At 38.4% G+C, this 25,870-nt stretch carries 28 protein-coding genes; 27 read left to right on the top strand and 1 reads right to left on the bottom strand.

Going from position 1 to position 25,870, the window contains the following annotated elements; genetic code table 11:
* From ypeB to fni, 6 genes are all read left to right on the top strand, one after another.
* Window positions 1-1,350, top strand: a complete 1,350-nt coding sequence (gene ypeB, locus ACZ9EE_RS25350) for a germination protein YpeB (protein ID WP_476031388.1) — start codon at window positions 1-3, stop codon at window positions 1,348-1,350.
* 142 nt (window positions 1,351-1,492) lie between these two features.
* The gene (locus tag ACZ9EE_RS25355) at window positions 1,493-1,678 is read left to right on the top strand and encodes a YpfB family protein (protein WP_476031389.1); all 186 of its coding nucleotides are present in this window, start codon (window positions 1,493-1,495) and stop codon (window positions 1,676-1,678) included.
* Between the two features lie 231 nt (window positions 1,679-1,909).
* A complete protein-coding gene (gene cmk / locus ACZ9EE_RS25360) occupies window positions 1,910-2,584 on the top strand; it encodes a (d)CMP kinase (RefSeq protein ID WP_476031390.1) in 675 nt (224 codons plus the stop codon).
* Window positions 2,585-2,586: 2 nt separating this feature from the next.
* The gene (locus tag ACZ9EE_RS25365) at window positions 2,587-3,168 is read left to right on the top strand and encodes a lysophospholipid acyltransferase family protein (protein ID WP_476031391.1); all 582 of its coding nucleotides are present in this window, start codon (window positions 2,587-2,589) and stop codon (window positions 3,166-3,168) included.
* Window positions 3,169-3,329: 161 nt separating this feature from the next.
* A complete protein-coding gene (rpsA, locus tag ACZ9EE_RS25370; RefSeq protein ID WP_476031392.1) occupies window positions 3,330-4,469 on the top strand; it encodes a 30S ribosomal protein S1 in 1,140 nt (379 codons plus the stop codon).
* 11 nt (window positions 4,470-4,480) lie between these two features.
* Window positions 4,481-5,539, top strand: coding sequence for a type 2 isopentenyl-diphosphate Delta-isomerase (gene fni / locus ACZ9EE_RS25375; RefSeq protein ID WP_476031393.1), 1,059 nt, complete (start codon window positions 4,481-4,483; stop codon window positions 5,537-5,539).
* A 30-nt stretch (window positions 5,540-5,569) separates the two neighbouring features.
* Here fni and ACZ9EE_RS25380 read toward each other — a convergent pair whose 3' ends face one another.
* Window positions 5,570-5,716: a YpzI family protein gene (locus tag ACZ9EE_RS25380; protein WP_215043164.1), complete on the bottom strand. Its 147-nt coding sequence runs from the start codon at window positions 5,714-5,716 to the stop codon at window positions 5,570-5,572.
* Window positions 5,717-5,822: 106 nt separating this feature from the next.
* Between ACZ9EE_RS25380 and ACZ9EE_RS25385 the strand changes: the two genes are divergently transcribed.
* The 21 genes from ACZ9EE_RS25385 to ACZ9EE_RS25485 all read left to right on the top strand — a co-directional run bounded on the left by ACZ9EE_RS25385 (window position 5,823) and on the right by ACZ9EE_RS25485 (window position 25,839).
* Window positions 5,823-6,431: a YphA family membrane protein gene (locus ACZ9EE_RS25385; protein ID WP_476031394.1), complete on the top strand. Its 609-nt coding sequence runs from the start codon at window positions 5,823-5,825 to the stop codon at window positions 6,429-6,431.
* A gap of 203 nt (window positions 6,432-6,634) precedes the next feature.
* Window positions 6,635-7,945 (top strand): ribosome biogenesis GTPase Der, encoded by a 1,311-nt coding sequence (gene der / locus ACZ9EE_RS25390; RefSeq protein ID WP_476033092.1) that lies wholly within the window; start codon window positions 6,635-6,637, stop codon window positions 7,943-7,945.
* Between the two features lie 19 nt (window positions 7,946-7,964).
* The gene (locus ACZ9EE_RS25395) at window positions 7,965-9,023 is read left to right on the top strand and encodes an NAD(P)H-dependent glycerol-3-phosphate dehydrogenase (RefSeq protein ID WP_476031395.1); all 1,059 of its coding nucleotides are present in this window, start codon (window positions 7,965-7,967) and stop codon (window positions 9,021-9,023) included.
* A gap of 440 nt (window positions 9,024-9,463) precedes the next feature.
* Window positions 9,464-9,637 (top strand): DUF2768 domain-containing protein, encoded by a 174-nt coding sequence (locus ACZ9EE_RS25400; protein ID WP_476031396.1) that lies wholly within the window; start codon window positions 9,464-9,466, stop codon window positions 9,635-9,637.
* A 34-nt stretch (window positions 9,638-9,671) separates the two neighbouring features.
* On the top strand, window positions 9,672-10,382 hold the full coding sequence (locus ACZ9EE_RS25405; protein ID WP_476031397.1) for a hypothetical protein: 711 nt from the start codon (window positions 9,672-9,674) through the stop codon (window positions 10,380-10,382).
* A 359-nt stretch (window positions 10,383-10,741) separates the two neighbouring features.
* Window positions 10,742-12,220: a stage IV sporulation protein A gene (gene spoIVA, locus ACZ9EE_RS25410; RefSeq protein WP_476031398.1), complete on the top strand. Its 1,479-nt coding sequence runs from the start codon at window positions 10,742-10,744 to the stop codon at window positions 12,218-12,220.
* A gap of 360 nt (window positions 12,221-12,580) precedes the next feature.
* On the top strand, window positions 12,581-12,853 hold the full coding sequence (locus tag ACZ9EE_RS25415) for an HU family DNA-binding protein (protein WP_007084878.1): 273 nt from the start codon (window positions 12,581-12,583) through the stop codon (window positions 12,851-12,853).
* Between the two features lie 184 nt (window positions 12,854-13,037).
* Window positions 13,038-13,604, top strand: a complete 567-nt coding sequence (folE, locus tag ACZ9EE_RS25420) for a GTP cyclohydrolase I FolE (protein WP_476031399.1) — start codon at window positions 13,038-13,040, stop codon at window positions 13,602-13,604.
* A 32-nt stretch (window positions 13,605-13,636) separates the two neighbouring features.
* Window positions 13,637-13,873: a trp RNA-binding attenuation protein MtrB gene (mtrB, locus tag ACZ9EE_RS25425; RefSeq protein ID WP_476031400.1), complete on the top strand. Its 237-nt coding sequence runs from the start codon at window positions 13,637-13,639 to the stop codon at window positions 13,871-13,873.
* Window positions 13,874-14,059: 186 nt separating this feature from the next.
* A complete protein-coding gene (locus tag ACZ9EE_RS25430) occupies window positions 14,060-14,863 on the top strand; it encodes a heptaprenyl diphosphate synthase component 1 (RefSeq protein WP_476031401.1) in 804 nt (267 codons plus the stop codon).
* A gap of 3 nt (window positions 14,864-14,866) precedes the next feature.
* Window positions 14,867-15,571: a demethylmenaquinone methyltransferase gene (locus tag ACZ9EE_RS25435; protein WP_476031402.1), complete on the top strand. Its 705-nt coding sequence runs from the start codon at window positions 14,867-14,869 to the stop codon at window positions 15,569-15,571.
* Between the two features lie 43 nt (window positions 15,572-15,614).
* The gene (gene hepT / locus ACZ9EE_RS25440) at window positions 15,615-16,577 is read left to right on the top strand and encodes a heptaprenyl diphosphate synthase component II (RefSeq protein ID WP_476031403.1); all 963 of its coding nucleotides are present in this window, start codon (window positions 15,615-15,617) and stop codon (window positions 16,575-16,577) included.
* Window positions 16,578-16,686: 109 nt separating this feature from the next.
* On the top strand, window positions 16,687-17,133 hold the full coding sequence (ndk, locus tag ACZ9EE_RS25445; protein WP_476031404.1) for a nucleoside-diphosphate kinase: 447 nt from the start codon (window positions 16,687-16,689) through the stop codon (window positions 17,131-17,133).
* Between the two features lie 167 nt (window positions 17,134-17,300).
* Window positions 17,301-18,473 carry a chorismate synthase gene (gene aroC, locus ACZ9EE_RS25450; protein ID WP_476033093.1) on the top strand — a complete coding sequence of 391 codons (1,173 nt, stop codon included), beginning with the start codon at window positions 17,301-17,303 and terminating at the stop codon, window positions 18,471-18,473.
* On the top strand, window positions 18,473-19,543 hold the full coding sequence (gene aroB, locus ACZ9EE_RS25455) for a 3-dehydroquinate synthase (RefSeq protein WP_476031405.1): 1,071 nt from the start codon (window positions 18,473-18,475) through the stop codon (window positions 19,541-19,543). The genes aroC and aroB overlap by 1 nt, the downstream gene beginning before the upstream one ends.
* Window positions 19,544-19,561: 18 nt before the next feature.
* Window positions 19,562-19,936, top strand: a complete 375-nt coding sequence (gene aroH, locus ACZ9EE_RS25460) for a chorismate mutase (protein WP_476031406.1) — start codon at window positions 19,562-19,564, stop codon at window positions 19,934-19,936.
* A 35-nt stretch (window positions 19,937-19,971) separates the two neighbouring features.
* On the top strand, window positions 19,972-21,060 hold the full coding sequence (gene hisC, locus ACZ9EE_RS25465; RefSeq protein WP_476031407.1) for a histidinol-phosphate transaminase: 1,089 nt from the start codon (window positions 19,972-19,974) through the stop codon (window positions 21,058-21,060).
* A gap of 32 nt (window positions 21,061-21,092) precedes the next feature.
* The gene (locus tag ACZ9EE_RS25470; protein ID WP_476031408.1) at window positions 21,093-22,199 is read left to right on the top strand and encodes a prephenate dehydrogenase; all 1,107 of its coding nucleotides are present in this window, start codon (window positions 21,093-21,095) and stop codon (window positions 22,197-22,199) included.
* Window positions 22,200-22,258: 59 nt separating this feature from the next.
* The gene (gene aroA, locus ACZ9EE_RS25475) at window positions 22,259-23,548 is read left to right on the top strand and encodes a 3-phosphoshikimate 1-carboxyvinyltransferase (protein WP_476031409.1); all 1,290 of its coding nucleotides are present in this window, start codon (window positions 22,259-22,261) and stop codon (window positions 23,546-23,548) included.
* Between the two features lie 105 nt (window positions 23,549-23,653).
* Window positions 23,654-24,091, top strand: a complete 438-nt coding sequence (locus tag ACZ9EE_RS25480) for a hypothetical protein (protein ID WP_476031410.1) — start codon at window positions 23,654-23,656, stop codon at window positions 24,089-24,091.
* Between the two features lie 482 nt (window positions 24,092-24,573).
* Window positions 24,574-25,839 carry a tetratricopeptide repeat protein gene (locus ACZ9EE_RS25485; protein ID WP_476031411.1) on the top strand — a complete coding sequence of 422 codons (1,266 nt, stop codon included), beginning with the start codon at window positions 24,574-24,576 and terminating at the stop codon, window positions 25,837-25,839.
* Window positions 25,840-25,870: the final 31 nt, after the last annotated feature.

Genomic DNA, 25,870 nt, shown 5'->3' on the forward strand with positions numbered 1-25,870 from the left:
TTGATTAGAGGCATATTGATAGGTGTTCTCGCAGTTGCAATTGCGGGAACAGCTTATTGGGGCTATCAAGAACATCAGGAAAAAAATGCAATCCTTATCAATGCGGAAAACAACTATCAACGGGCATTCCACGATCTTTCTTATCGGATGGATATATTAAACGATAAAATTGGGACTACTCTTGCGATGAATTCCAAAGAATCCTTATCGCCTTCCTTAATCGAAGTATGGAGACTCACTTCACAGGCACATAGTGATGTCGGTCAGCTGCCGTTAACCCTATTACCTTTCAATAAAACCGAGGAGTTTTTAGCGAATATTGGTAACTTTAGCTACCGCACAGCAGTTAGAGATTTATCGAAGGAACCATTGACTGATAAGGAATATCAAACACTACAAGTACTATATAAGCAGTCTGGTGACATTCAAAATGAGCTTAGAAATGTACAGCATATGGTCTTGAAAAATAATCTTCGCTGGATGGATGTGGAACTCGCCCTTGCTTCTGGGAAAGAAAACACAGACAATACGATCATTGATGGATTTAAGACTGTTGAAAAAACAGTTACCAGCTTTGAAGAATCAGATTTTGGGCCTACATTTAGCAATTTTCAAAAAAAGGATGAAAACTATAAGAAAATTAAAGGGAAAACCATTACCCGTAATGAGGCAATTCAAATTGCCAAAAAATATATGAAATTTGACGGAAATGCAAACGTAAAAGTCACGGACAATGGTAAAGGCTCCGATTTTGGTTTTTACAGTGTTTCCATTAAGAATAAGACTACAGGCCAAGAGGCAAGTATGGATATTACTAAAAAAGCAGGTCATCCAATTTGGTTTATTAATAACCGTGATGTCAAGAAGCAATCTTTGAGTTTAAATCATGCCAATAATAAGGCGGCAGCATTTTTGAAGGCAACAGGATTTAAAAATTTAGAAACTTTTGATAGTGCACAATATGACAATGTAGGCGTATTTGATTTTGTTACAAATATTAATGGAATTAGAATTTATCCAGAATCAGTGAAAGTCAAAGTAGCGCTGGATAATGGAGATATCATTGGTATTTCCGCTGGAGAATACTTAAAATCATTTCAAACTCGAACCATTGAAAAACCCGTACTCACACTTGAACAAGCTCGTGCAAAGGTAAATCCAAAATTAAAGGTAATGGAACAACGCCAAGCTATGATCACTAATGATATAAATCAAGATGTTTTATGCTATGAGTTCTTAGGGACATTGGGTGACGAAACCTATCGAATTTTTATTAATGCTAAAACAGGATTAGAAGAAGATGTGGAAAAACTGAAAAATGCCGAGGCAACTTACGAAGATGTTTTATAGAGAAAAAACATGTTTTCCCTTTTTTTATCAGTCTGTGTTCTAAAGTAAGGCTCTTTTCGTAAATGCGAAAAGAGCCTATAGTAAAGAATAAAATCGGCAGGCGCCTCCAATACTAAAAACATATGGTTTTTGGAGTGATTGCATGAAAACGGTAGAGAGACTTTTAATTAAATTGGTGATTGTACAATTTATCTTTTTATTTTTATCACAATTACTGCTGCATCAGATTGATATCTTTCCGCAAATTAAGCATTTAACAAAATACGAAGGGGTTAATGAAAATACATTAACTGAAATTCTGCAAACCTTTCAGGGGAATAATCAATAATTTAAACATTTTCATGATCAAAATAAAATAGGAAAGTATAAATGCTTCCTCTTAGTTGGAAGGTTTATACTTTCCTATTTTTATTATAAAGTTTTAGAAATTCTCCTATTTAAATTGGTCTATTTCAGCATTTTTCTTTTATTTAATTGTTAAAAAAAAGAGGCATATCTTTATCTTGTGGTAAAATAAATAAGGTAGATGAGACGATCATGAGAGCATTTAGGAGGATTTATGGATAATAAAATATCAATTGCAATTGACGGCCCTGCCGCAGCCGGGAAAAGTACAGTAGCAAAAATTGTGGCAGAAAGACTTTCTTATATTTATATTGATACTGGTGCGATGTACAGAGCATTGACATATAAAGCAATCATCAATCAACTCGATCTGGAAGATGAAGCATCATTATTGGACACGCTCTTATCGACCGTTATTGAACTAAAACCTTCCGATACTGGACAATTGGTTGTTCTTGACAATCGTGATGTCACAGATTTGATTCGTAGTTCCGAAGTAACTAATTCTGTCTCCTATGTGGCTAGGCAGCCAAAGGTTCGAGAAGAGATGGTGAAGAGACAGCAGGCATTTGCCACAGAAGGCGGAGTGGTGATGGATGGCAGAGACATCGGAACGCATGTTTTACCTAATGCGGAAGTAAAAGTATTTTTGCTTGCAAGTGTAGAAGAGAGAGCTGAAAGACGGCACACTGAAAACTTAGAGAAAGGCTTCCCTTCTGATTTGGAAAAATTAAAGGAAGAGATAGCCCAGCGTGATAAAATTGACTCAGAAAGAGCAGTAGCTCCTTTAAAAAAGGCAAGCGATGCAATTGAAATCGACACAACCTCTTTGACCATTCCTGATGTTGTCGAAAAAATAATGGCGCTGGTGAATGAAAGGATTGGTTGAGTATGACGTTTTATAGGTTTGCCAAATCAGTGGTTTATACCATTTTTAAACCGTGGTATCGGATACAAGCAATCGGGGTAGAAAATATCCCGAAAGAGGGCGGAGTGCTTCTTTGCTCCAACCATATCTCTGTAATCGACCCAATCGTTGTCGGGATTATGTGTCCGCGTCCTGTGCATTATATGGCTAAAGATGAGCTTTTTCAGGTCCCTGTTTTGGGAGGAATCGTTAGAAAATGTAATGCATTCCCGGTAAAAAGGGGATTCAATGACCGAGAGGCTCTAAGGACAGGATTAAAGCTTTTAAAGGACGGACATGTTTTTGGACTCTTTCCAGAAGGAACCAGAAGTAAAACCGGGGAATTAGGAAAAGGGCTTTCAGGAGCGGGCTTTTTTGCATTAAGAACAGAAGCTCATGTTGTTCCTTGTGCGGTCATCGGTCCGTATAAAAGTTTAAATAGATTAAAAATGGTTTATGGTAAACCAATCGATATGACTGAAATGAGACAATCAAAGGCTTCAGCTGAGCAGGTTACTGAATTAATTATGTCAGAAATTGATAAACTTATAAAAGAGCACAAATAGGTTCTGCTTGACAAAAAAGGCTATTTGTAAGAAGTTAATAAAAAGGGTTTTTTTTTGAAAATTCTATTGGCTTTGTTTTATTTTATATGTGGTGTGCAGGTATGCTTTTCACCAAATCATATATAGATTTTTAAGAGTAAATGGATTAAGGAGGAATACATATGTCGGAAGAACTAAATCAAGTAGAAGTGAAAAACTTTGAAATTGGGGATAAAGTAACCGGACAAGTTACTAAGGTTGAGGAAAAACAGGTGCTTGTGAATATTCCTGGCAGTAAGCTAGATGGTATTATCCCAATCAGTGAACTTTCAAGCCTTCATATTGAAAAGGCATCTGATGCTGTTGCAGAAGGCGATGAACTGGAATTAGAAGTAACAAAGGTAGAAGAAGATGCATTAGTATTATCGAAACGGAAAGTAGATGCAGAGAAAGCTTGGGAAAGCCTAGAGCAAAAATTCCAAGCTGGAGAAATCTTTGATACAGAGGTTAAGGACGTTGTTAAAGGCGGTTTAGTGGTCGATCTTGGCGTTCGTGGATTTGTGCCTGCTTCTCTTGTAGAAGCTCATTTTGTCGAGGATTTCAGTGATTACAAAGGTCGTACGCTTTCATTTAAAATCGTTGAACTTGATAAGGAAAAAAATCGTTTAATTCTCTCCCATCGTGCAGTGGTAGAACAAGAAAAAGGAAAGCAGAAACAAAACCGTCTCGGTGCTCTAGAAGCGGGTCAGGTTATTGAGGGAACTGTCCAAAGAATTACTGATTTTGGCGCATTTGTAGATATCGGTGGTATCGATGGATTAGTTCATATATCACAGCTTTCTCATGAACATGTAAATAAACCTTCTGATGTTGTCCATGAAGGACAGCAGGTAAAAGTGAAAGTATTAAGCGTAGATCGTAACAATGAGAGAATTTCATTATCTATCAAAGAAACGCTTCCAGGACCTTGGAGTAATATCTCTGAGAAAGCTCCTAAAGGAAGTACTTTAAGCGGAACAGTCAAAAGATTAGTTTCTTATGGAGCTTTCGTAGAAGTATTCCCTGGGGTAGAAGGACTTGTTCATATCTCTCAAATCGCTCATAAGCATATCGGAACCCCTCATGAAGTTTTAAAAGAGGGTCAAGAAGTACAAGTAAAGGTTCTAGATGTAAATGAGCAAGATCAGCGTTTATCATTGAGCATAAAGGAATTGCTTGAAAAAGAAGTTGAAGAAAACTTTGATTACGAGCTTCCTGAAGAGTCTAAAGGGTTCCAGCTTGGAGAAATGATTGGAGATAAATTAAAGAATCTAGGAAAATAATGGTGATTTAAGTGTCAAGATCTGAACGAAAATGGGATCATATTCGCTTTGCCTTGGAAAATAGGCAAAATCGTTCTACAGTTTTCGACGATATCAAATTTATTCACCAATGCTTACCGAATATCAATGTGTCCGATGTTCGATTAAATTATTTAATTGGCGAACTTTCTTTAAGTTCGCCAATTTTTATCAATGCAATGACGGGCGGCGGCGGAGAAAAAACCTATCAAATAAATAAGCAGCTGGCAATCGCTGCAAAGCATACTGGCGTGGCGATGGCTGTTGGGTCACAAATGTCTGCTATCAAAGATCAACAAGAACGATATACATATGAAATTGTCCGTAAAGAGAATCCAAATGGGATTGTCATTGCCAATTTAGGCAGTGAAGCGACGATTGAAAATGCTAAATTGGCCGTTGACATGATTGGGGCCAATGCCTTACAAATCCATTTAAATGTGATTCAAGAACTTACGATGCCCGAGGGGGATCGAGATTTTTTTGGTTCTCTAAAAAGAATCACAGAAATAGCCAGTGGGGTAGACGTACCGATTATTGTTAAGGAAGTCGGCTTCGGAATGTCTAAGGAAACAGTTGAGTCTCTGATTTCGGCAGGTGCAGCTGTTGTTGATGTAGGAGGTTCCGGGGGGACAAATTTTGCCGAAATAGAAAATAAGCGCAGGAAACAATCCCTTCCTTTTTTCAATAATTGGGGAATCCCTACACCTATTTCAATACTTGAGGCAGCAAGTGTTTCTAATCGTATTCCGATTATTGGGTCCGGAGGTTTTTCTTCAAGCTTAGATATTGCAAAAGGTTTAGCAATTGGCGCAAGTGCCATTGGTCTAGCTGGGTTCTTTTTGCAAATACTTGTGGAGGATGGTCTGGATGCATTAATCGAAGAAATAAACACTCTTCATTCGGAATTAACAATGATTATGACTGCATTAGGTGCAAAGTCTATTTCAGACTTACAAAATGCACCAGTAATAATTTCAGGTGAAACCTATCACTGGTTAACACAAAGAGGCATCGATACGAAGCAATACAGTCAGCGAAAGATTAAATAAAGCTCCCGCATAGGCGGGAGCTTTTACCATTTATTCATCATATTTTCCATCGTTTAAATCTCTAGCTTCCTCAGGACTTGATAACTTTGTTGAGCCAGGATAATGCAAAGCCTGATCACGGTCTTTCCCAGCACGCCCGCTTGCAGCCAGCTTTTTTTCTTGGCGGTCTTTTCCCATGTTCCACACCTCCTCTTAATAAGATGATTCACTACGGAAATATTATTCAAGGAAGTATGAAAGTACATAAAGTTTACCAATAATGAAAATAATAGGAGGTGTATGCATGGAAGGTTCGATGTTCTATTGGATTTATTGGTTGTTTTGGGTTTACCTTACCTTTTTAACAGATAAGAAAAACCCGTATCGGCGAAAACTATCGGCTATTATTTTAATCGTAATCCTATTATCCGATCATCAATTTAAGCTGGGGGAATATGTCATCCATGCCAGTGGATTATTTTTATTATTAATGTCTTATATATTCTTGAGTCAGGAAAAACGGACAGCGATCATTTATTTCTATATTTGTTCCTTGATTGTATCGATTGGATATGTGGCGTTCCATTTGTTTGAAATTTTTGACCCGGTCTGGATTATTTTTAAAAAGGAATGGATGATGGGAATCGTTTTTGGGTACCTTGCCATCTTATTGCAAAAAAACTTAAAAGGCAGATTACTGATTGCGATTTGCGGAACGATGCAAGGGGAGTTTCTTTATGCATATACCTTAAGTAAATTTCCTTTTCCGTATGAAATAGGCGGGTTTGAATATCTAGATGTATGTGCGTTAATTTCTGCTATACTGGTTGCCTGGAGTGCAATTGAAAATGCGGGAACGTATTTTCAAACACACTATCATTTTTTTGAAAGAGGAAAACAAAAATCATCCTAAATGGGTAGCTTGGAGAATCCTTACCATTGCGGGAAAGGATTAACATTGTTAAAATAATTGAAGTTAGGCCCTTCTTGTTAACAGAAGGGTTTCTTTACTTAAGGCTATTTCGAAAAGAGCCTTACTTACGTAAGAACTTTCAATTTGAATAATGCTAACTAATAACACTATTGTGAAATATATCAGAAAGGATGGCGATTATGATGGTTAAACCTGTTATTGCCATTGTAGGAAGACCAAACGTCGGAAAATCTACCATTTTTAATAGGATTGTGGGTGAGCGTGTTTCCATCGTCGAAGACGTACCGGGAGTAACTAGGGATAGGATCTATAGTTCAGGTGAATGGCTAACGTATGATTTTAATGTGATTGATACGGGTGGAATTGATATTGGGGATGAGCCATTTTTGGAGCAGATTCGTCAGCAGGCGGAGGTTGCAATTGATGAAGCTGATGTCATTATCTTTTTAACAAATGGCCGTGAAGGCGTAACAGCAGCGGATGAAGAAGTGGCAAAAATCCTCTATAAGTCCAAAAAGCCAATCGTATTAGGAGTAAATAAGATCGATAACCCGGAAATGAGAGAGTTAATTTATGATTTTTATTCACTGGGGTTTGGAGAACCAATCCCAATATCAGGGTCTCACGGACTTGGCCTTGGTGATTTATTAGATGAGGCAGCTAAACATTTCCCAAAAACGAAGCCAATAGAATATGATGAAGATGTGGTCAAGTTTTCTTTAATTGGACGGCCTAATGTTGGAAAGTCCTCCCTTGTCAACGCGATATTAGGAGAAGATCGTGTCATAGTCAGCAATATTGCCGGTACCACTCGTGATGCAGTAGATTCTCCATATACTTATAACGGCCAAGAATATGTCATTATTGATACAGCAGGAATTAGAAAAAAAGGAAAAGTGTATGAGACTACAGAAAAGTATAGTGTGTTGCGTGCATTAAGGGCGATAGAGCGTTCAGATGTTGTTTTAGTGGTCATTAACGCCGAAGAAGGAATTATTGAGCAAGATAAGAAAATAGCCGGTTATGCCCATGAAGCAGGACGAGCTGTCGTGATTGTTGTGAATAAATGGGATGCAGTTGAAAAAGACGAGAAAACAATGAAAGAATTGGAACAAAAAATAAGAGAACATTTCTTATTTCTTAGCTATGCTCCGATTGTTTTCCTATCGGCTAAAACGAAAAAACGTATTCATACTCTAATGCCAGTGATCAATACGGCAAGTGATAACCATTCAATGCGGGTTGAAACAAGCGTGTTAAACGACGTCATTATGGATGCGGTTGCGATGAATCCAACTCCAACAGACAAGGGGAAGAGATTAAAAATTTATTATGCTACCCAAGTGGCTGTCAAACCTCCAACTTTTGTTGTTTTTGTGAATGAACCTGAACTAATGCATTTTTCCTATGAACGCTTTCTTGAAAATAGGATTAGGGACGCTTTTGGATTTGAGGGTACGCCTATAAAGATTTATGCTCGAGAAAGAAAATAATAAAGGCGGGTGAAGGGTTATGCGGGAGGATAGCAATACAGCAGTAACTGTTATTGGCGCAGGGAGCTGGGGAACAGCCCTCGCAATAGTACTTGCAGACAACGGTCATGAAGTACGTTTATGGAGTCATAATGAGGATCAGGTAAAGGAATTGAATCAATTCCATACCAATAAAAAATATTTACCTGATATCAAACTGCCGGAATTAATTGTCGGTTATGCCTCGTTAAATGACGCATTAATGGGAGTGGAGAACATTATTTTGGCCGTTCCGACAAAAGCCATCCGGGAAGTGCTGGGAAGTATTAAGGCAGTTCAGAAAGCACCTTTGACCATAACGCATGTGAGTAAAGGGATAGAGCCAAATACCCTGCTGCGAATAACCGAAATCATAAAAGAAGAAATGCCAAAAGAACTTCTAAAGGATGTCGTTGTCTTATCGGGACCAAGTCATGCGGAAGAAGTTAGTCTTAGACATCCTACAACTGTTACCGTCTCTTCGGAAAATATGGAAGCAGCTGAAAATATACAGGATTTATTTATCAATCAAAATTTCCGTGTATATACCAATTCAGATGTCATTGGTGTGGAGATTGGCGGTGCATTAAAGAACATTATCGCCTTGGCCGCGGGTATTACAGATGGACTTGGTTACGGTGATAATGCTAAGGCGGCATTAATGACGCGAGGATTAGCTGAAATAGCCCGGCTCGGAACAAAAATGGGCGCCAATCCATTAACGTTCTCCGGCTTAGCAGGAATAGGCGACCTTATTGTAACCTGCACGAGTGTTCATTCAAGAAACTGGAAAGCAGGAAATCTGCTTGGAAAGGGAAAAACTTTAACTGAGGTTCTCGATAATATGGGAATGGTGGTCGAGGGTGTAAGAACAACGAAAGCGGCGAATCAGCTCGCACAAAAGTATAATGTTAACATGCCGATTACCTCTGTCTTGTATAATGTCTTATTTAATGGCAAAAATGCTAAAGATGCAGTTGATGTTTTAATGACGCGCGGTAGAACCCATGAAATGGAAGATTTAGTGAATGTCCTTGAGGAAAAATCCCTTGAAGATTAAAAATGTGCTTTTTTATTAAGAAATTAGGCAATCTCATGATGCGTTTTTTCTCTAGGTTGCATACAATGCAACGAAGCAACCTGGTAGTAGACGCTGGAGAATGGGTTATTTAGTCCAAATTTCGCTGAAGTAAGGAACTCGCCCCTCTTTACTTCAGTTTTTTTATGTTCTAGGATATTATAGATTTAGTAATTTTAAATAACTTTTTTTACAGGTATATACACGTCCAGCTCCCAACAGCTAGGTCCTTCGCTCTTTTCCCTACGATAAGTCAACATCGAATCGCTAACGCTCTTCGTGTTTCCTTTATCTCAGTCAAAGCGCTCCAGGCCATACGCCGCTAAATGGGCGCTTGCGCTTTTGTTCAAAAAAATTTTTTTATAATAATAGCTATGTTATAATTAATCTTCGAAAAAGGGGGAATAAAATTGTCGCCAGCCATGATAAAGATGTGGATCTCCATTGCAGGTATGGCTCTTATGTTTCTTGCGATTGTTACGATTTATTTGAGCCGATATAAATTACAAGGGGTATTTCGAATTCTAACTGCTATTATTGCTTATTTGTTTATGATTGTTGCAGGATTAACCTTACTGATTGTTTTCTTAACCTAAATTTTCGACCATACATAAATCTAAAGGTGATTTTATGAAAAGAAAAATGTTGTTTAGTACACTCATGATTACGGCAGTCATATTGTCAGGCTGTATGTACCCGAAAGAGGAATTAACGCAAAACCAGGTACCTTATAAAGATCAAATCAAAGCGGTACAATCGGCCGTAGAGGATTTTCAAAAAGATAATGGCGGAATTCTGCCCATTAAAACAAAGGAAGCCGAAACACCGATTTATCAAAAGTACCCTATAGATTTTAAAAAAATTGCCCCCAAGTATATTGCAGAACCACCTGGAAATGCTTATGAGAGCGGTGGCATATTTCAATATGTACTTGTAGATGAGGAGACAAATCCAACTGTTAAATTGTTGGATTTGCGGATGGCGGAAACGATTCGAGATATTAAATTAAGGATCAGAACCAATGGTTATCCACCATATAAGGATCAAATAGCCAAAAATGTTTATTCACTTGACTATAATAAACTGGGTTATAAGAAGGCTCCATATGCGGTTAGTCCATTTACAAATCAAAACCTTTCATTCGTCATAACAGGTGATGCTGAGGTTTATGTTGATTATCGGCCCGACCTCTATCAAGTCCTAAAAAAGACAGAGAAGGAGCCGAAACCTGGCGAGGATATCCGCTCTATTTTAGTCGATGATTCCATGTTTGTTCCCGCTTTTTCCCTGCCCTATACCATTGATTCTAAGACAAAAGAACCTGTGTTTTTAGAAAAATAAGAATTTTATTAGGTCCTCTTCTCTATGTCTAGTGAAGGATCTCTGCTTTAATTTTTGTCATAACCCTTTTCCTATGAAATATATTGTAGGAGAAGGGTTTTTTATGCTTAATCATTTAATGGCGATATGGATTCAAATTTTCTTGCCGTATCCGTTAACCATAGTTAGAAACCCTCCATACAACCAAATGTTCAGAGAAAAACAGATATCAGCACATCGTGTGAAATTTTAACAAGGGGGTAAAAAATTTTAGAAAAGTGTCATAACAAGATAGGACAACGTCATAAATATATACTGTCCAAAAATACCTAAAATGGATGATATTATCCCACTTTACTCTATGATCGGGAGGGGATCACTTGGAAAAGGTTGATATTTTTAAAGATATTGCTGAAAGAACAGGCGGCGATATTTATCTAGGAGTAGTCGGAGCAGTACGAACAGGTAAATCAACATTTATTAAAAAGTTCATGGAGCTTGTTGTCTTACCCAATATAAACAGTGAAGCGGAAAGATCTCGCGCACAGGATGAGCTACCACAAAGTGCAGCCGGTAAAACGATCATGACAACTGAACCGAAATTTGTCCCCAATCAGGCGGCTACTGTACATGTTGATGAGGGACTTAATGTTAATATCAGGCTTGTGGATTGTGTGGGATACACAGTACCAGGTGCTAAGGGATATGAAGATGAAAATGGACCTAGGATGATTAATACGCCATGGTATGAGGAACCTATTCCCTTCCATGAAGCCGCAGAAATTGGCACAAGAAAAGTAATCCAGGAACATTCAACAATTGGGGTTGTAGTTACAACGGATGGAACAATTGGTGAAATCCCTCGAAGTAACTATATCGAAGCAGAAGAAAGAGTCATAAACGAATTGAAGGAAGTGGGCAAACCATTTATTATGGTGGTCAATAGCGCTCAGCCATACCACCCTAGCACAGAAACATTAAGATCAAGCTTAGCTGAGAAATATGATATTCCTGTTATTGCAATGAGTGTAGAAAGCATGCGTGACAGTGATGTCTACAATGTCCTTCGCGAGGCACTTTACGAGTTCCCGGTACTTGAAGTCAATGTAAACCTGCCAAGCTGGGTTATGGTACTCAGAGAGAACCATTGGCTGCGTGAAAGCTATCAAGATGCTGTGAAAGAAACAGTTAAAGATATCAAGAGATTACGAGATGTGGATCGAGTTGTGCAGCAGTTTAGTGACTTTGAATTCATTGATAAAGCGGGACTCGCCGGTATTGAGATGGGTTCTGGTGTTGCTGAAATCGACTTAATCGCTCCTGATGAGTTATATGATGATATTTTAAAAGAAATTGTCGGAGTGGAAATCAGAGGTAAAGATCATCTTCTAGAATTAATGCAGGATTTTGCCCATGCGAAAGCAGAATATGACCATATTGCCGATGCAATAAAAATGGTTAAACAAACAGGTTATGGGATTGCCTCACCATCACTTTCTGATATGAGTCTTGAAGAACCAGAAATCATCCGTCAGGGTGCTAGATTCGGTGTAAGACTTAGAGCGGTAGCTCCATCGATTCATATGATTAAAGTCGATGTAGAATCAGAATTTGCTCCGATTATTGGTACTGAAAAACAAAGTGAAGAGTTAGTCCGTTATTTAATGCAGGACTTCGAGGATGATCCATTATCGATTTGGAATTCAGATATTTTTGGCCGGTCTTTGAGTTCTATTGTTCGAGAGGGGATTCAAGGTAAACTATCTTTAATGCCAGAGAATGCCAGATATAAATTAAAAGAAACATTAGAAAGAATTATTAACGAAGGTTCCGGCGGATTAATCGCGATAATCCTCTAATTTTTGGGCTCCATTTTGGAGTCCTTTTTTTATTTCACCTAATTATGACCAAAAATAGGTCAAATATAGGAGAATCTTGATAAACAAAAGAAAAGATTACCATAATTTCATGAAATCTTCTTGATATGCGGAAATGATTATGATAATCTTTTAACAGAATTACGTTATAGTGCTTGAACCCTTTATTTCATTGGGTTTTTATTAAAAAAATAGATTTAGGTCACTAAAGTAGTCAAAATGGATTACTTTTGGTAATAAAACCTTGCTATGACGTATAGAAATTAGAAAAATTGTTTAGAAATGTAGATAAGTAATCTTATTTACTAATCTTGATAATTTCTTTGGGAGGAGGTGAATGGCATGAACAAGACAGAACTTATTAATGCAGTTGCTGAAGCTAGCGAGCTTTCAAAAAAGGACGCTACAAAAGCAGTTGATGCTGTTTTTGATGCGATTTTAGATGCTTTAAAGAATGGTGATAAGGTACAACTAATTGGTTTTGGTAACTTTGAAGTACGTGAGCGTGCTGCCCGTAAAGGCCGTAACCCACAAACAGGTGATGAAATCGAAATCGCTGCTAGCAAGGTACCAGCTTTCAAACCAGGTAAAGCGCTTAAAGATGCAGTTAAGTAATTACATAAATGATTGCTTAAAGCGGAAGCTTAGGCAAAAAGGTCATGGGTCACTCCATGGCCTTTTTTCTATATTAAAGATAAACATATGGGTAAGTAGCTATTTTTTTGCTTGCAGGGAAATGATTGTGCTAATATGTAGTTGTTGTTTATACTTAAAAGATATACTTTAGGAGGAAATCAGTATGTCGGAAATCAATCGTGCCCAACTAGAAGAGGCGGTACGTTTAATATTAGAGGCAATTGGTGAAGACCCAAATCGTGAAGGACTTCTTGATACACCAAAGAGAGTAGCCAAAATGTATGAAGAAGTATTCAGCGGATTAAATGAAGATCCAAAGCAGCACTTTGAAACCATTTTTAGTGAAGATCACGAAGAACTTGTTTTAGTGAAAGATATACCATTCTACTCAATGTGTGAACATCATTTAGTCCCTTTTTTTGGTAAAGCTCATGTTGCTTATATTCCACAAAATGGCCGTGTTACAGGACTAAGTAAATTAGCGCGTGCCGTGGAAGCTGTTGCTAAAAGGCCACAGCTGCAGGAACGGATTACATCCACTATAGCAGATAGTATGATGGAAAAGCTTGATCCTCATGGTGTAATGGTTGTTGTGGAAGCTGAGCATATGTGTATGACGATGCGTGGTGTAAAAAAGCCTGGCTCCAAAACGGTTACAACAGCGGTTAGAGGAGTTCTTGCAGAGGATGCAGTGGCACGTTCAGAGGTCCTATCATTGATTAAATATTGAGTAATTATTTCTTGACATATGGAGTGATCAAATTGGAAAAGCGTAATCCACAAAATAGTGAATATGTTGTGATTAAAGCAGAAGATGATGGCGTCAGTGTGATCGGGTTAACAAGGGGTTCTGACACTAGATTCCATCATTCGGAAAAGCTTGATAAAGGGGAAGTTCTTATTGCTCAATTTACTGAGCATACCTCTGCGATTAAAATTCGTGGTAACGCTAAAATTCTCACTCAGTTCGGTGAAGTTGAGAGTGAAATGAAGAAATAACGCTGAACATAGAATGGTAAGTGATTATTTTGTGAATTTCTGCCCACATCAGACCTTTTATGTTATAATTGTGTCTGCCTTATTTTATTAAGAAGACAAGTAAATTTTCTTTTAAGTGGGCATGAAATTTTCGTGCAAATAGACAATATTAATACATAAAGTGATTACATCGGGGAAGCAAGGGTGATGACAGTGCATGACATTCGACAAAAATATACAACGATTAAAGAGCAGGTCGAAAAGAGGGTTTTTGATTCCTACTTGCTTGAATATATAGAAACCCCAAAAATTGATGAGGAAAAGTTGTTAGTCCTCGTCTCTTTTATGGAACCACTAGAACTGTCTTTTAATCAGATTCAAAACTATACTTTGTCAACCATGCTAATTCAAATTGCCCTTGACACCCATGATTATATATCAAGTACTGCCATAGATGAGAAAAAACGGCAGCTTACAGTACTTGCTGGAGACTATTTTAGCGGATTATACTATAAACTTCTTGCAGATGCAGAGGATATTAACATGATAAAATCTCTATCTGCAGGGGTAAAAGAAGTGAACGAAAATAAGATTCTTGTATACAAAAATGACTTGGATGGAATAGAGAGCCTGATGAGTAGTCTTAGAAAAATCGAAAGTTCTTTGCTGACTAAGGTGGCTGATTATTTTAAAGTAGAGATTTGGAATGAATTTCTTAGTGAGTTGTTTTTATTTAAAAGGTTATTAAATGAGAGAAACCAATATTTTCAATCAGGATGTTCTTTTTTATTTCAATCATTGAAGCAACTCCTTTTCTCTGGAGCAAAATTTGATGATTTAACAGTAGAACAACAACAGCGTTTAATACTGGCTTGTGACGAATATTTAGAACGTTCCAAGCATGCAGTAGAAAAACAACTTCCATACATAAATGACTTCCTTGCAAAAAAAGTCACAGTATTATTGGGTCAGTACCAGCCATATGCAAAAACTTTTGTGGAAGAAGGGTAAAACATGCAGCAATCGAAAGAACAGCGCGTTCACAATGTGTTTGAAAAGATATCCGATAACTATGATAAAATGAATTCGGTTATTAGTTTTCAGCAACACATCAAGTGGCGGAAGGATACCATGAGAAGAATGGATGTTCAACCTGGTTCAAGAGCTCTCGATGTCTGCTGTGGAACGGCTGATTGGACCATTGCCTTAGCGGAAGCAGTTGGCCCAACCGGAAAGGTTACAGGCCTCGATTTTAGCCAAAACATGTTGAATGTAGGGATTGAAAAAGTTAAGGAACTAGGGCTTGACCAGGTGTCATTAATACATGGAAATGCAATGGAACTTCCATTCCCTGATAACAGCTTTGATTATGTTACAATCGGCTTTGGCTTAAGGAATGTCCCTGATTACCTGCAGGTATTAAAGGAAATGCATCGGGTGCTAAAACCAGGCGGGATAGCAGTATGCCTCGAGACGTCACAGCCTATCTTAATTGGCTATAAACAGCTTTATTATTTTTACTTTCGTTTTATTATGCCGCTGTTTGGCAAAATGCTGGCCAAAAGCTATCGGGAGTATGCCTGGCTCCATGAATCTGCCCGTGATTTTCCTGGAATGAGAGAGCTTGCCAGATTATTTGAAACAGCAGGGTTTAAAGAAGTGAAATATAAACCGTATAGTGGCGGTGCTGCCGCTGTTCATATCGGTAAAAAACATTAATTCGTCAAAAATGAAGACAGGATGAAAAGCAGGGTGAATACAAATGAAATTAAAAATGATGTATTCATTTTTGAATTCGGATATTAACATAATAGAAAAAGAACTTGAAGAGACGATCCAACCGGAGTCTCTTCTTTTGAAACAAGCTTCTATGCATACACTACAAGCCGGAGGGAAACGAATTCGTCCTGTTTTTGTTTTGCTTGCAGGTAAATTTGGTCATTACGATATCCATGTCCTGAAGAATGTAGCTGTGGCATTAGAATTAATTCATATGGCCTCGCTCGTTCATGATGATGTAATCGACGATGCCGATCTGCGCAGAGGGCAGCCTACTGTCAAATCCAAATGGGATAACAAAATAGCCATGTACACAGGAGACTTTGTATTTGCTCTTGCCCTTGAATTGATGACAAATATTAAAAGCTCTGAAGCTCATAAAATTTTGGCCAACACCATTGTCGAAGTAACGGTCGGGGAAATTCAACAAATAAAAGATAAATACCGTTTTAATCAAAACCTGAAGGATTATCTTAGAAGAATTAAAAGGAAGACCGCCTTGTTAATTGCAGTAAGCTGCCAATTAGGAGCAGTTGCTGCAGGTGTAGAGGAATATCACCATAAAAAACTATTCCGATTTGGTTATTATGTTGGAATGTCCTATCAGATTATTGATGATATTTTGGATTTTACCTCAACTGAAAAGGAACTGGGAAAGCCGGCCGGCAGCGATCTGCTCCAAGGAAACATTACTGCCCCTGCCCTATTTGCCATGAACAATCCTGCAATACTTAGTGAAATTGAAAAGGTTTATGAAAATATGGAACCTAATGAAATCGGACGAATCATTTCCCTAATTAAACAATCAGGTGCGATTGAAAAATCCTTTGCTTTAAGTGATCACTACTTGGATAAAGCATTAACGGTTTTAGAGGAATTACCAGAAAATAAAGCCAAAAAGACACTAAGGGATATTGCTAAATATATAGGCAGACGAAAGTTTTAATTACTCTGCCGACATCAGCTTGCTAAATATTCAAAAAAATGATAACATTTTCATGGATTGTTCATAACCAACAATCAATATACATAATATTTTTTTGGGAGTGGGATTCATGGAAAAGACATTTTTGATGGTCAAGCCTGATGGTGTTCAGCGTAACCTTATCGGGGAAATTGTAGCTCGCTTTGAGAAGAAAGGCTTCCAATTAGTCGGGGCAAAATTAATGAGTATTCCAAATGAGCTTGCTGAAGAACATTATGGGGAACATAAGGAGCGTCCATTCTTCGGGGAATTAGTTGATTTCATCACTTCAGGACCTGTTTTTGCGATGGTTTGGCAGGGTGAAAATGTGATTGCAACAGCTCGTCAAATGATGGGTTCTACTAATCCTAAGGACGCGGCCCCAGGAACGATCCGCGGTGATTTTGGCCTTACTGTGGGGAAAAATGTTATTCACGGCTCTGATTCTCCGGCTAGTGCGGTGCGTGAAATTGGGTTATTCTTTAAAGAAACTGATGTAGTTGATTATTCTAAGCTAGTGAACGAGTGGATTTACTAATCTAACTAGAAAGGCACTTGTATAATAATATACGAGTGCCTTTTTTTGTATCCGATTACAAGAAATTTATCCTTATTTTCTGAATAATTATTCTATGTTTATTTTGCTCAATATGTTATATTGATAAATAATTCTTTAATGAGTTGAAGGGGGAAAGAGCGATGGGGATGAGATATTTAACAGCAGGAGAATCCCATGGACCGCAGTTAACGACAATTTTAGAGGGCTTACCGGCGGGCATGCCGATTGATGCCTCAGATATAAATAATGAATTAGCTAGGCGGCAAAAAGGCTATGGCCGTGGAAGACGCATGCAAATCGAAAAGGATACTGCAGAAATTGTTTCAGGAGTTCGTCACGGACAAACCCTTGGTTCACCGATTGCACTTGTGGTAAAAAACAATGATTGGAAGCATTGGACTAAGATTATGGGTATTGAGGCTCTAGAGGAAGGCCAAGAGGATGAAGTGAAGCGGAAGGTAACAAGGGCACGGCCTGGTCACGCGGATTTAAATGGGGCCATTAAATACGGCCACCGCGATATGAGAAATGTTTTAGAGCGTTCTTCAGCACGGGAAACAACGGTTAGAGTTGCAGCTGGTGCAGTCGCGAAGAAACTATTATCACTACTTGGTGTAGAGATTGTAGGACATGTTGTCGAAATCGGAGGAGTGAAAGCATCCGTAGACCCTAATCTTTCGATAGAAACAATAAAAGAAGTAACAGAATTATCTTCAGTTCGCGTGGCAGATCCTACAGTTGAGCAAGCGATGATGTCAGCTATTGACGAAGCAAAGCAAAATGGAGATTCCATCGGCGGGGTCGTCGAGGTAATCGCAACAGGGATGCCTGCAGGTATTGGTAGTTATGTTCATTATGATCGAAAATTGGACGGGAAATTAGCAGCCGCAATTATGAGTATTAACGCCTTTAAAGGCGTTGAAATAGGAATTGGTTTCGAAGCGGCAAGATTGCCTGGAAGTCAGGTCCATGATGAAATAGCATGGCATGAAGAAACAGGCTATTATCGTAAGACCAATCGTCTTGGGGGGATGGAAGGCGGTATGACGACCGGAATGCCACTTGTAGTGAGAGGGGTAATGAAACCAATTCCAACTCTTTATAAACCATTGATGAGCGTCGATATTGAAACAAAGGAGCCATTTGCAGCCAGTGTTGAGCGGTCTGATAGTTGCGCTGTACCAGCTGCGGCTGTTGTTGCCGAGCAGGTAGTAGCATGGGAACTTGCCAATGCACTGATTGAACAGTTTAATAGTGACCGTTTTGATACCCTTGTCGACGAAATTAATAGACATCGTGAATATGCGAGGGAGTTTTAATGGAGACGATTCAAATTCAAACAGAATCCAAGGAATATCCTGTATTTGTGGGAGAAGGGTGTAGAAATGAACTTCCTGTATTCCTGAAAAACCATTTCCCTAGTCTTACAAGAATACTAATTATTACGGATGAAACAGTTGCAAAGCTTCATCTTGAAACATTACTTCAAGTGCTGAAACCTTGGGAACCTATCATTTTTACTGCACCAGCAGGTGAAAAAGCAAAAACCTTTGAGGTATATTATGATGCCCTGACAACCGCTCTAGCCAGTCATTTAGACCGCAAATCGGTTGTTCTCTCCTTTGGAGGAGGAGCGGTTGGAGATTTAACCGGATTTGTTGCAGCTTCCTTCATGCGTGGTATTCCTTTTATTCAAGTGCCTACCACCATTCTTGCACATGATAGTGCCGTTGGCGGCAAAGTTGCGATCAATCATCCGCTTGGGAAAAATATGATTGGAGCTTTTTATCAACCGGAAGCAGTATTTTATGATTTAGAATTATTAAATACGCTTCCCATTCATGAAATTCGATCTGGGTTTGCGGAGGTTATTAAACATGCCCTTATAGCGGATCCTCATTTTTATGATTGGTTAAGGTTAAATATTCATAATTTAAATACGATATCAAAAGAACAATTATCCTCTTCTCTTGTCCAAGGAATAAAGATTAAAAACAAGTTCGTATCGCAGGATGAAAAAGAAACAGGAATCCGTGCTTTTTTAAATTTAGGTCATACCCTTGGACATGCTATCGAAGCAGAAATGGGTTATGGAAATTTCACCCATGGTGAAGCAGTAATGATTGGGACGATATTTGCCTTAAAATTAAGTAAAACTTTATTAGGTTTATCGTTTAATATAAGTGAATTCACTGACTGGGTTACAGAATTAGGCTATGAAACAGCAGTACCTAAACAATTATCCTTTGAAAGCTTGATAGCGAAAATGAGACAGGATAAGAAATCTGTAGGTGATGCGATTCATTTTGTTTTACTTGAACAAGTGGGGCATCCTTTACTTCAGGAAGTGTCAGAAGAGGTATTATGGCAAGAGTTGACAAGATTTTAATATAAGGGAGAATGTTTTATGATCAGAGGTGTGAGGGGAGCCACGACGGTTACTGCAAATTCTGAAGAAGCTATTATTGCAGCGACTGAGGAACTTTTTGCTAAATTAATTGAAGTAAATCAAATTCAGCCTGATTCCGTCGCCTCCGTGTTAATTTCAACAACAGAAGATGTTGATGCAGCGTTTCCGGCTAAGGCATTGCGGAAAATCCCAGGCTGGACCTATGTACCAGTAATGTGTATGCGGGAAATGCCTGTTCCTAACTCTTTGAAGATGTGTGTTAGAGTAATGATGCACATCAATACAAGTGTTACACAGGAAAATATTGTCCATGTTTATCTAAATGGTGCGCAAGTGTTAAGACCTGATTTAAACAACAGCGTGCCATTATAAGATTTCAAATTTTTTAAAGCAACGGGGTGTAGAAAATGAGATGGAAAGAACAGTTATTGACGTTGACTCCATATCAACCAGGAAAGTCAATTGATGCTGTTAAGAAACAATTTAATCTTGAAAAGATTATAAAACTAGCCTCCAATGAAAATCCTTTTGGGTGTTCAGAGTTAGTACATTCAGCACTAAATTCAAATCCAACGGGCCTTGCTATATACCCTGATGGATATGCGACTAATTTACGACAATCACTTGCATCCTTTTTGGAAGTTGAGGAGAACGAGCTCATTTTAGGAAATGGCTCAGATAATTTAATACAAATAATCTCAAGAGCGCTATTACATCCAAATGCCAGCACAGTAATGGCCCATCCGACCTTTTCACAGTATAAACACAATGCTGTTATAGAAGGAGCCATAATCAAAGAAATTCCTCTCGTCAATGGCGAACACGATTTAGATGCCATGTTAGAGGCTATTGATGAACAGACAAATGTGATTTGGGTTTGCAGCCCTAATAACCCGACCGGAACATATATACCGGAGAATAAATTAGTCCCATTTTTAGAAAAAGTTCCGCCTCATATCCTTGTGGTCCTTGACGAGGCTTATTATGAGTACGTAGTGGCCGAGGATTATTATAATTCTATTAGTTTGACCCGTAAGTTCGATAACCTAATTGTATTAAGAACATTTTCAAAGATTTATGGTTTAGCAGCCTTAAGGATTGGTTATGGGGTAGCTAACCCAGCAATTATCAAGGCCTTAGAACCTGCTAGAGAGCCATTTAATGTTAATTCTCTAGGCCAGATAGCTGCAAGTGCGGCAATTAAGGATCAGCAATTTGTCGAAGATTGCAAAGAAAAGAACCGTCAGGGAATTGCACAATTTTATAAATTTTGCGAGCAGCATAATCTAGAATATTATCCTACTCAGACCAACTTTATCTTAATAGACTTTAAAGTAGACGGAGATAAAGTTTTCCATTATTTACAAGAGAGAGGATTTATAGTCCGTTCCGGAAAAGCACTCGGCTTCCCGACTTCAGTAAGAATAACGGTGGGCTCCGCAGAACAAAACGATGGTGTTTTAAATGTACTAAGCGAATTTCTTGGGGTAAACTAGAAAGCAGTTTTCTCTAAATAGGGGGATGGACATTGAAGGGCCGGGTTTTTGTCATAGGCTTAGGATTAATAGGTGGATCCTTGGCGTTATGTATTAAAAAGGAACATTTTGATTCAGAAATTGTTGGATTCGATATTAACTACGAACAGGCAAGGCTAGCTAGTATGCTTGGTGTCATCGATGAAATAGCGGATACTATTCAGGATGGAGCAATTGGTGCTGATTTAATTATCATTGCTGCACCAGTTAATGAAACAAAGGAAATCATTCACCTGCTTTCTGAGCTTCCACTTAATCCACAAGTAATCGTGACTGACACAGGCAGTACAAAGGGGAAAATTGTTGAAAGCAGTATAAGTTTAACCAAACGTGGATTTACTTTTATTGGTGGTCATCCAATGGCTGGCTCACACAAAAGCGGAGTATCAGCTGCAAAAGAAATTTTATTTGAAAATGCCTTTTATCTGTTAACACCTGAAGACCAAATTGAAAGCTCTAAGGTATTAGCTCTAAAAGAGTGGCTAAGCGGGACTCATGCTAAATTCTTAACGATCTCACCTGAAACACATGATTATCTGACCGGTATCGTCAGCCATTTTCCACATATCATCGCTGCATCGATTGTCCGGCAAACCGAAAAGCTGTCTGAAACAGAAAGTTTAATTCCCCGCCTTGCTGCTGGGGGATTTCGGGATATTACGCGGATTGCTTCGAGTAGTCCTGAAATGTGGAAAGATATTCTTCTTCACAACCGTGAAATCTTAATACAATTGCTTAATCAATGGCTTTCAGAAATGAATGAGGTCAAATCACTGTTAGAACAGGAAAACAGCGTTGCTATTTATAATTATTTTAGTCAAGCAAAGCAGTTCCGCGATGGGCTGCCCCAAAAGGAAAAAGGGGCTATCCCTTCATTCTATGATTTGTATGTAGATGTTCCGGATTATCCTGGGGTGGTCTCAGAAATTACAGGTTATCTAGCAAAGGAACGCATTAGCATAACTAATATCCGCATTTTAGAAACGCGCGAAGATATTAATGGAGTTTTAGTTATCAGTTTTCAAACAGAAGAAGATCGTCAAAGAGCTGAGCGATGTATAGGAAGTTATTCCACCTACGCAACTTCGGTTGGAACCTGACCTCTAAAGTAAATCTGCTCCTGTGTGCAAAAATTTTGATATAAAAAAGGTGATTTTTGATGGAAACATTAAAACTTAAAACCAACATTAATCGTTTAGTTGGTGAAGTAACAATCCCAGGAGATAAATCTATATCCCATCGCTCTGTTATGTTTGGTTCCATCGCTCATGGTGAAACAAGGGTAACTAACTTTTTACCAGGTGATGATTGTTTAAGTACAATATCATGCTTTCGAAAGCTAGGCGTAAGGATCGAGGAATCTGATGATGAACTTCGAATTTATGGAAATGGCTTTGAGGGATTAACAGAGCCCTCTGAGGTTTTGGATGTTGGGAATTCAGGAACAACGATCCGTTTATTAATGGGAATCTTATCAGGCAGACCATTTTTCTCATCTTTAGTGGGCGATGCGTCGATTGGTAAACGGCCAATGACAAGGGTAACGGTTCCATTAGCCCAAATGGGTGCTAAACTGGATGGCCGAAAAAACGGTGACTTTACTCCGATTTCTATCCGTGGAGGGCAATTACAGCCTGTCCAATATGAACTGCCTGTAGCAAGCGCACAGGTGAAATCTGCACTAATCCTTGCCGGTTTACAGGCGGATGGGGTAAGTACCATTATTGAGCCTGCTGAGACTCGTGATCATACAGAAAGAATGATCCGACAATTTGGCGGTGAAATAACCAAAGATAACCATACTATTCAGGTTAAAGGTGGACAAAAACTGACAGCATCAACCATTCATGTTCCCGGTGATATTTCGTCTGCAGCTTTTTTCCTTGTTGCAGGTGCCATTCTCCCTGGAAGTGAAATTGTCTTAAAAAATGTAGGATTAAATCCTACAAGGACCGGAATTATTGAGGTTATGCAGAAAATGGGAGCAAATTTAGAGATTGTTCAAGCTGCAACGAATGATTTTGAACCGGCTGGGGATCTCATAATAAAAACTTCAAATCTTAAAGGGACTGTAGTAGAGGGAAGCTTAATTCCAAGACTAATCGATGAAATTCCGATTATTGCTCTCCTTGCCACACAAGCAGAAGGGACAACCATCATCAAGGATGCCGAAGAATTAAAGGTAAAAGAAACAAATCGCATCGATACAGTCGTTCAAGAGCTAAGTAAATTGGGTGCTGTTATTGAAGCTACTGAAGATGGTATGATTATTCATGGGAAATCCAAATTAACTGGTGGAAAGGTCTCCAGTCACGGGGATCATCGTATTGGTATGATGCTCGCCATTGCTGCCCTCCTATGTGAGGATGCTGTTGACCTTGAACAATCCGAGGCTATTTCTGTTTCCTATCCGAACTTTTTTACACATTTAAATACTCTAATCCGATAAAGCTGCCATTGTGCAGCTTTTTGCTATTTTCACACTGTTTTAAAGTCATAGTTTTTTCGTTTTAAGCATAGCTTGTCTTAAGAAAAGTAAAAAAGGTGGTGGACGATGTATATTATTGAAAATGCCAATATCCTTAAAGACAAGCAGATAACTACATCTTCGCTTTTCATTACTAATGAACGAATAACAATGGTTAAAAAATGTACATCCCATGATCAGTATATGAGAATGAATGTAGAACCCTATCTTATGACCCCTTCTTATGTCCTGTTAAGTTCATCGATACCTTATAAAGAATCCTTTCAAGCTTTAAAGTCCTATATATCCGAACATTTTTTATTAAAAGGATGTACCACCATTTTCACCTATGCTGACCTTTTATACGAAAATGAGCTGTTAAACAAAATAAACGAATTGAAGACGGCCTTAAACAGCAGTCCAATCGATTTTATAATTGGGGTTAAGATTTCCGCTAAGCTGATTACCGCTTCATTTATGAGAAATGTAAAAAATATAAAATTCCGGCCATTTTTGTTGAACTAAAAGTACTCGATGAATTAGAGTCGATTCCGTGGGGGTGGGTTAGGGAGGCAATGTTTCCCTTTAACAGTCCATTAATTCCAGTAATTTCTTCCTCACAAAAGAAGGAAGCTAGGGTGGTTCTGTCGAAATGGAAAGATAGGATGGTAATAGAAAAAATCCCCCCCTGTACGAGCCAATAAAAGAAAATCACCCCTTGCCAATTTCTATTCTTAATAAGATTGGTCTTTACCCGCAGAAAGGCAGCCTTATGACGGGGACGGAATTAAGCTATAATTTATATCTTACGGAAAAAGAAATCAGGAAGGTTGATGAAGAAAGTTTATTTCATTATCATAGTAATAGACTTGTTGTAACAGTTCACAAAGGAAAGGTGATCCGCTCGGGTAATAAAGTTTTATTTAGCCGGGGAAGTGGAGAATATGTTAAGGTGCGAACCCCATCTTATTTTTCATTGTAATTCTGGGAAGTAGAGGTATAAGCCAATGGAACGTGTAAATAAAATTATTCAAATGTTAGAAAACGGCCAACATAAAGAGGCATTAAATGAATATAATGATGTATTACAAAGCGGCAATCCGGAAGAAAAATTTCTTCTCGGAGAGGAACTGTACCATTATGGTTTTTTAGAAGAGGCAAAGGCTTTGATAGAAGGTTTGCTAAAGATCTATCCTGAAGAAGGCGAGCTCCTTGTCCTCCTGGGAGAAATTTTGGTTGAAGCAGGTGAAGAAGAGGAAGCAATTCTTGTTTTAGAGAAGATTTCAGAACAAGATGCCCATTTTCCACAGTCCCTATTATTATTGGCCGATCTTTACCAAGCTCAAGGGCTTTATGAAGTGTGCGAAAGAAAGTTATTAAAAGCAAAAGAGCTGCTGCCTGATGAGGTTATTATTGATTTTGCCTTAGGGGAGCTCTACAGTGAGCAAGGTGAAGTTATTAAGGCCCAGAATGCATATGAGCGAGTTTTAAGGGAAGAAGATGAAATTGCTGGTGTTAATATCCATGGAAGATTAGCTGATTTATTAAGTGCCTCAGGAGCTTTTGAAGAGGCTCTCTCCTTTTATGATCAGGCATTGAAAGAAAGGATAGAGATTAATATTCTATTTGGTTATGCATTTACTGCACTTCAAGCAGGATATAATCGGACAGCAATTGAAAGGTTCAATGAATTAAAAGAATTCGATCCCGAATACCATTCCCTTTATCTGCATCTAGCTAAGGCATATGAGCGGGAAGAAGAACTAGAAAATAGTTTACAAGCGATTATGGATGGCATTAAACAAGATGAATTTAATAAAGAGTTATTTTTCTTTGGAGGCAAAATCAGTTTAAAGCTTGGCAATGAAGTGGAAGCAGAGCAATATTTTCGAGAGGCTCTTGCACTAGACCCAGGATTTATGGAAGCTGCCATAACTTTAAATAAGGTTTTTTTCCGCCAGGAAAGGTACGAGGATGTAATTGAATTGATCACCCAGGTAGATATTCATGGTGATGAGGAACCGCAGCTGCTTTGGGATTTAGCATCAGCCTACGATAAACTTGAAGAATATTCTCTCGCATTAGACAAATATGAAGCTGCATATACTTTTTTTAAGAATAATGAAGCATTTTTACAGGATTATGGATATTTTCTTGTAGAAGAAGGAAAAAACGAACGCGCCGCCGAAATTTTTAAACAGCTGTTAATGGGGGATCCAACAAACGAAGAGTATCTGGATTTGCTTGAACGTCTTACCGATATGAACATCTAAAAAAGCTGATTATGCAGAGGAGGGAAACTTT

The organism is Bacillus sp. URHA0034 (genome assembly GCF_056280405.1).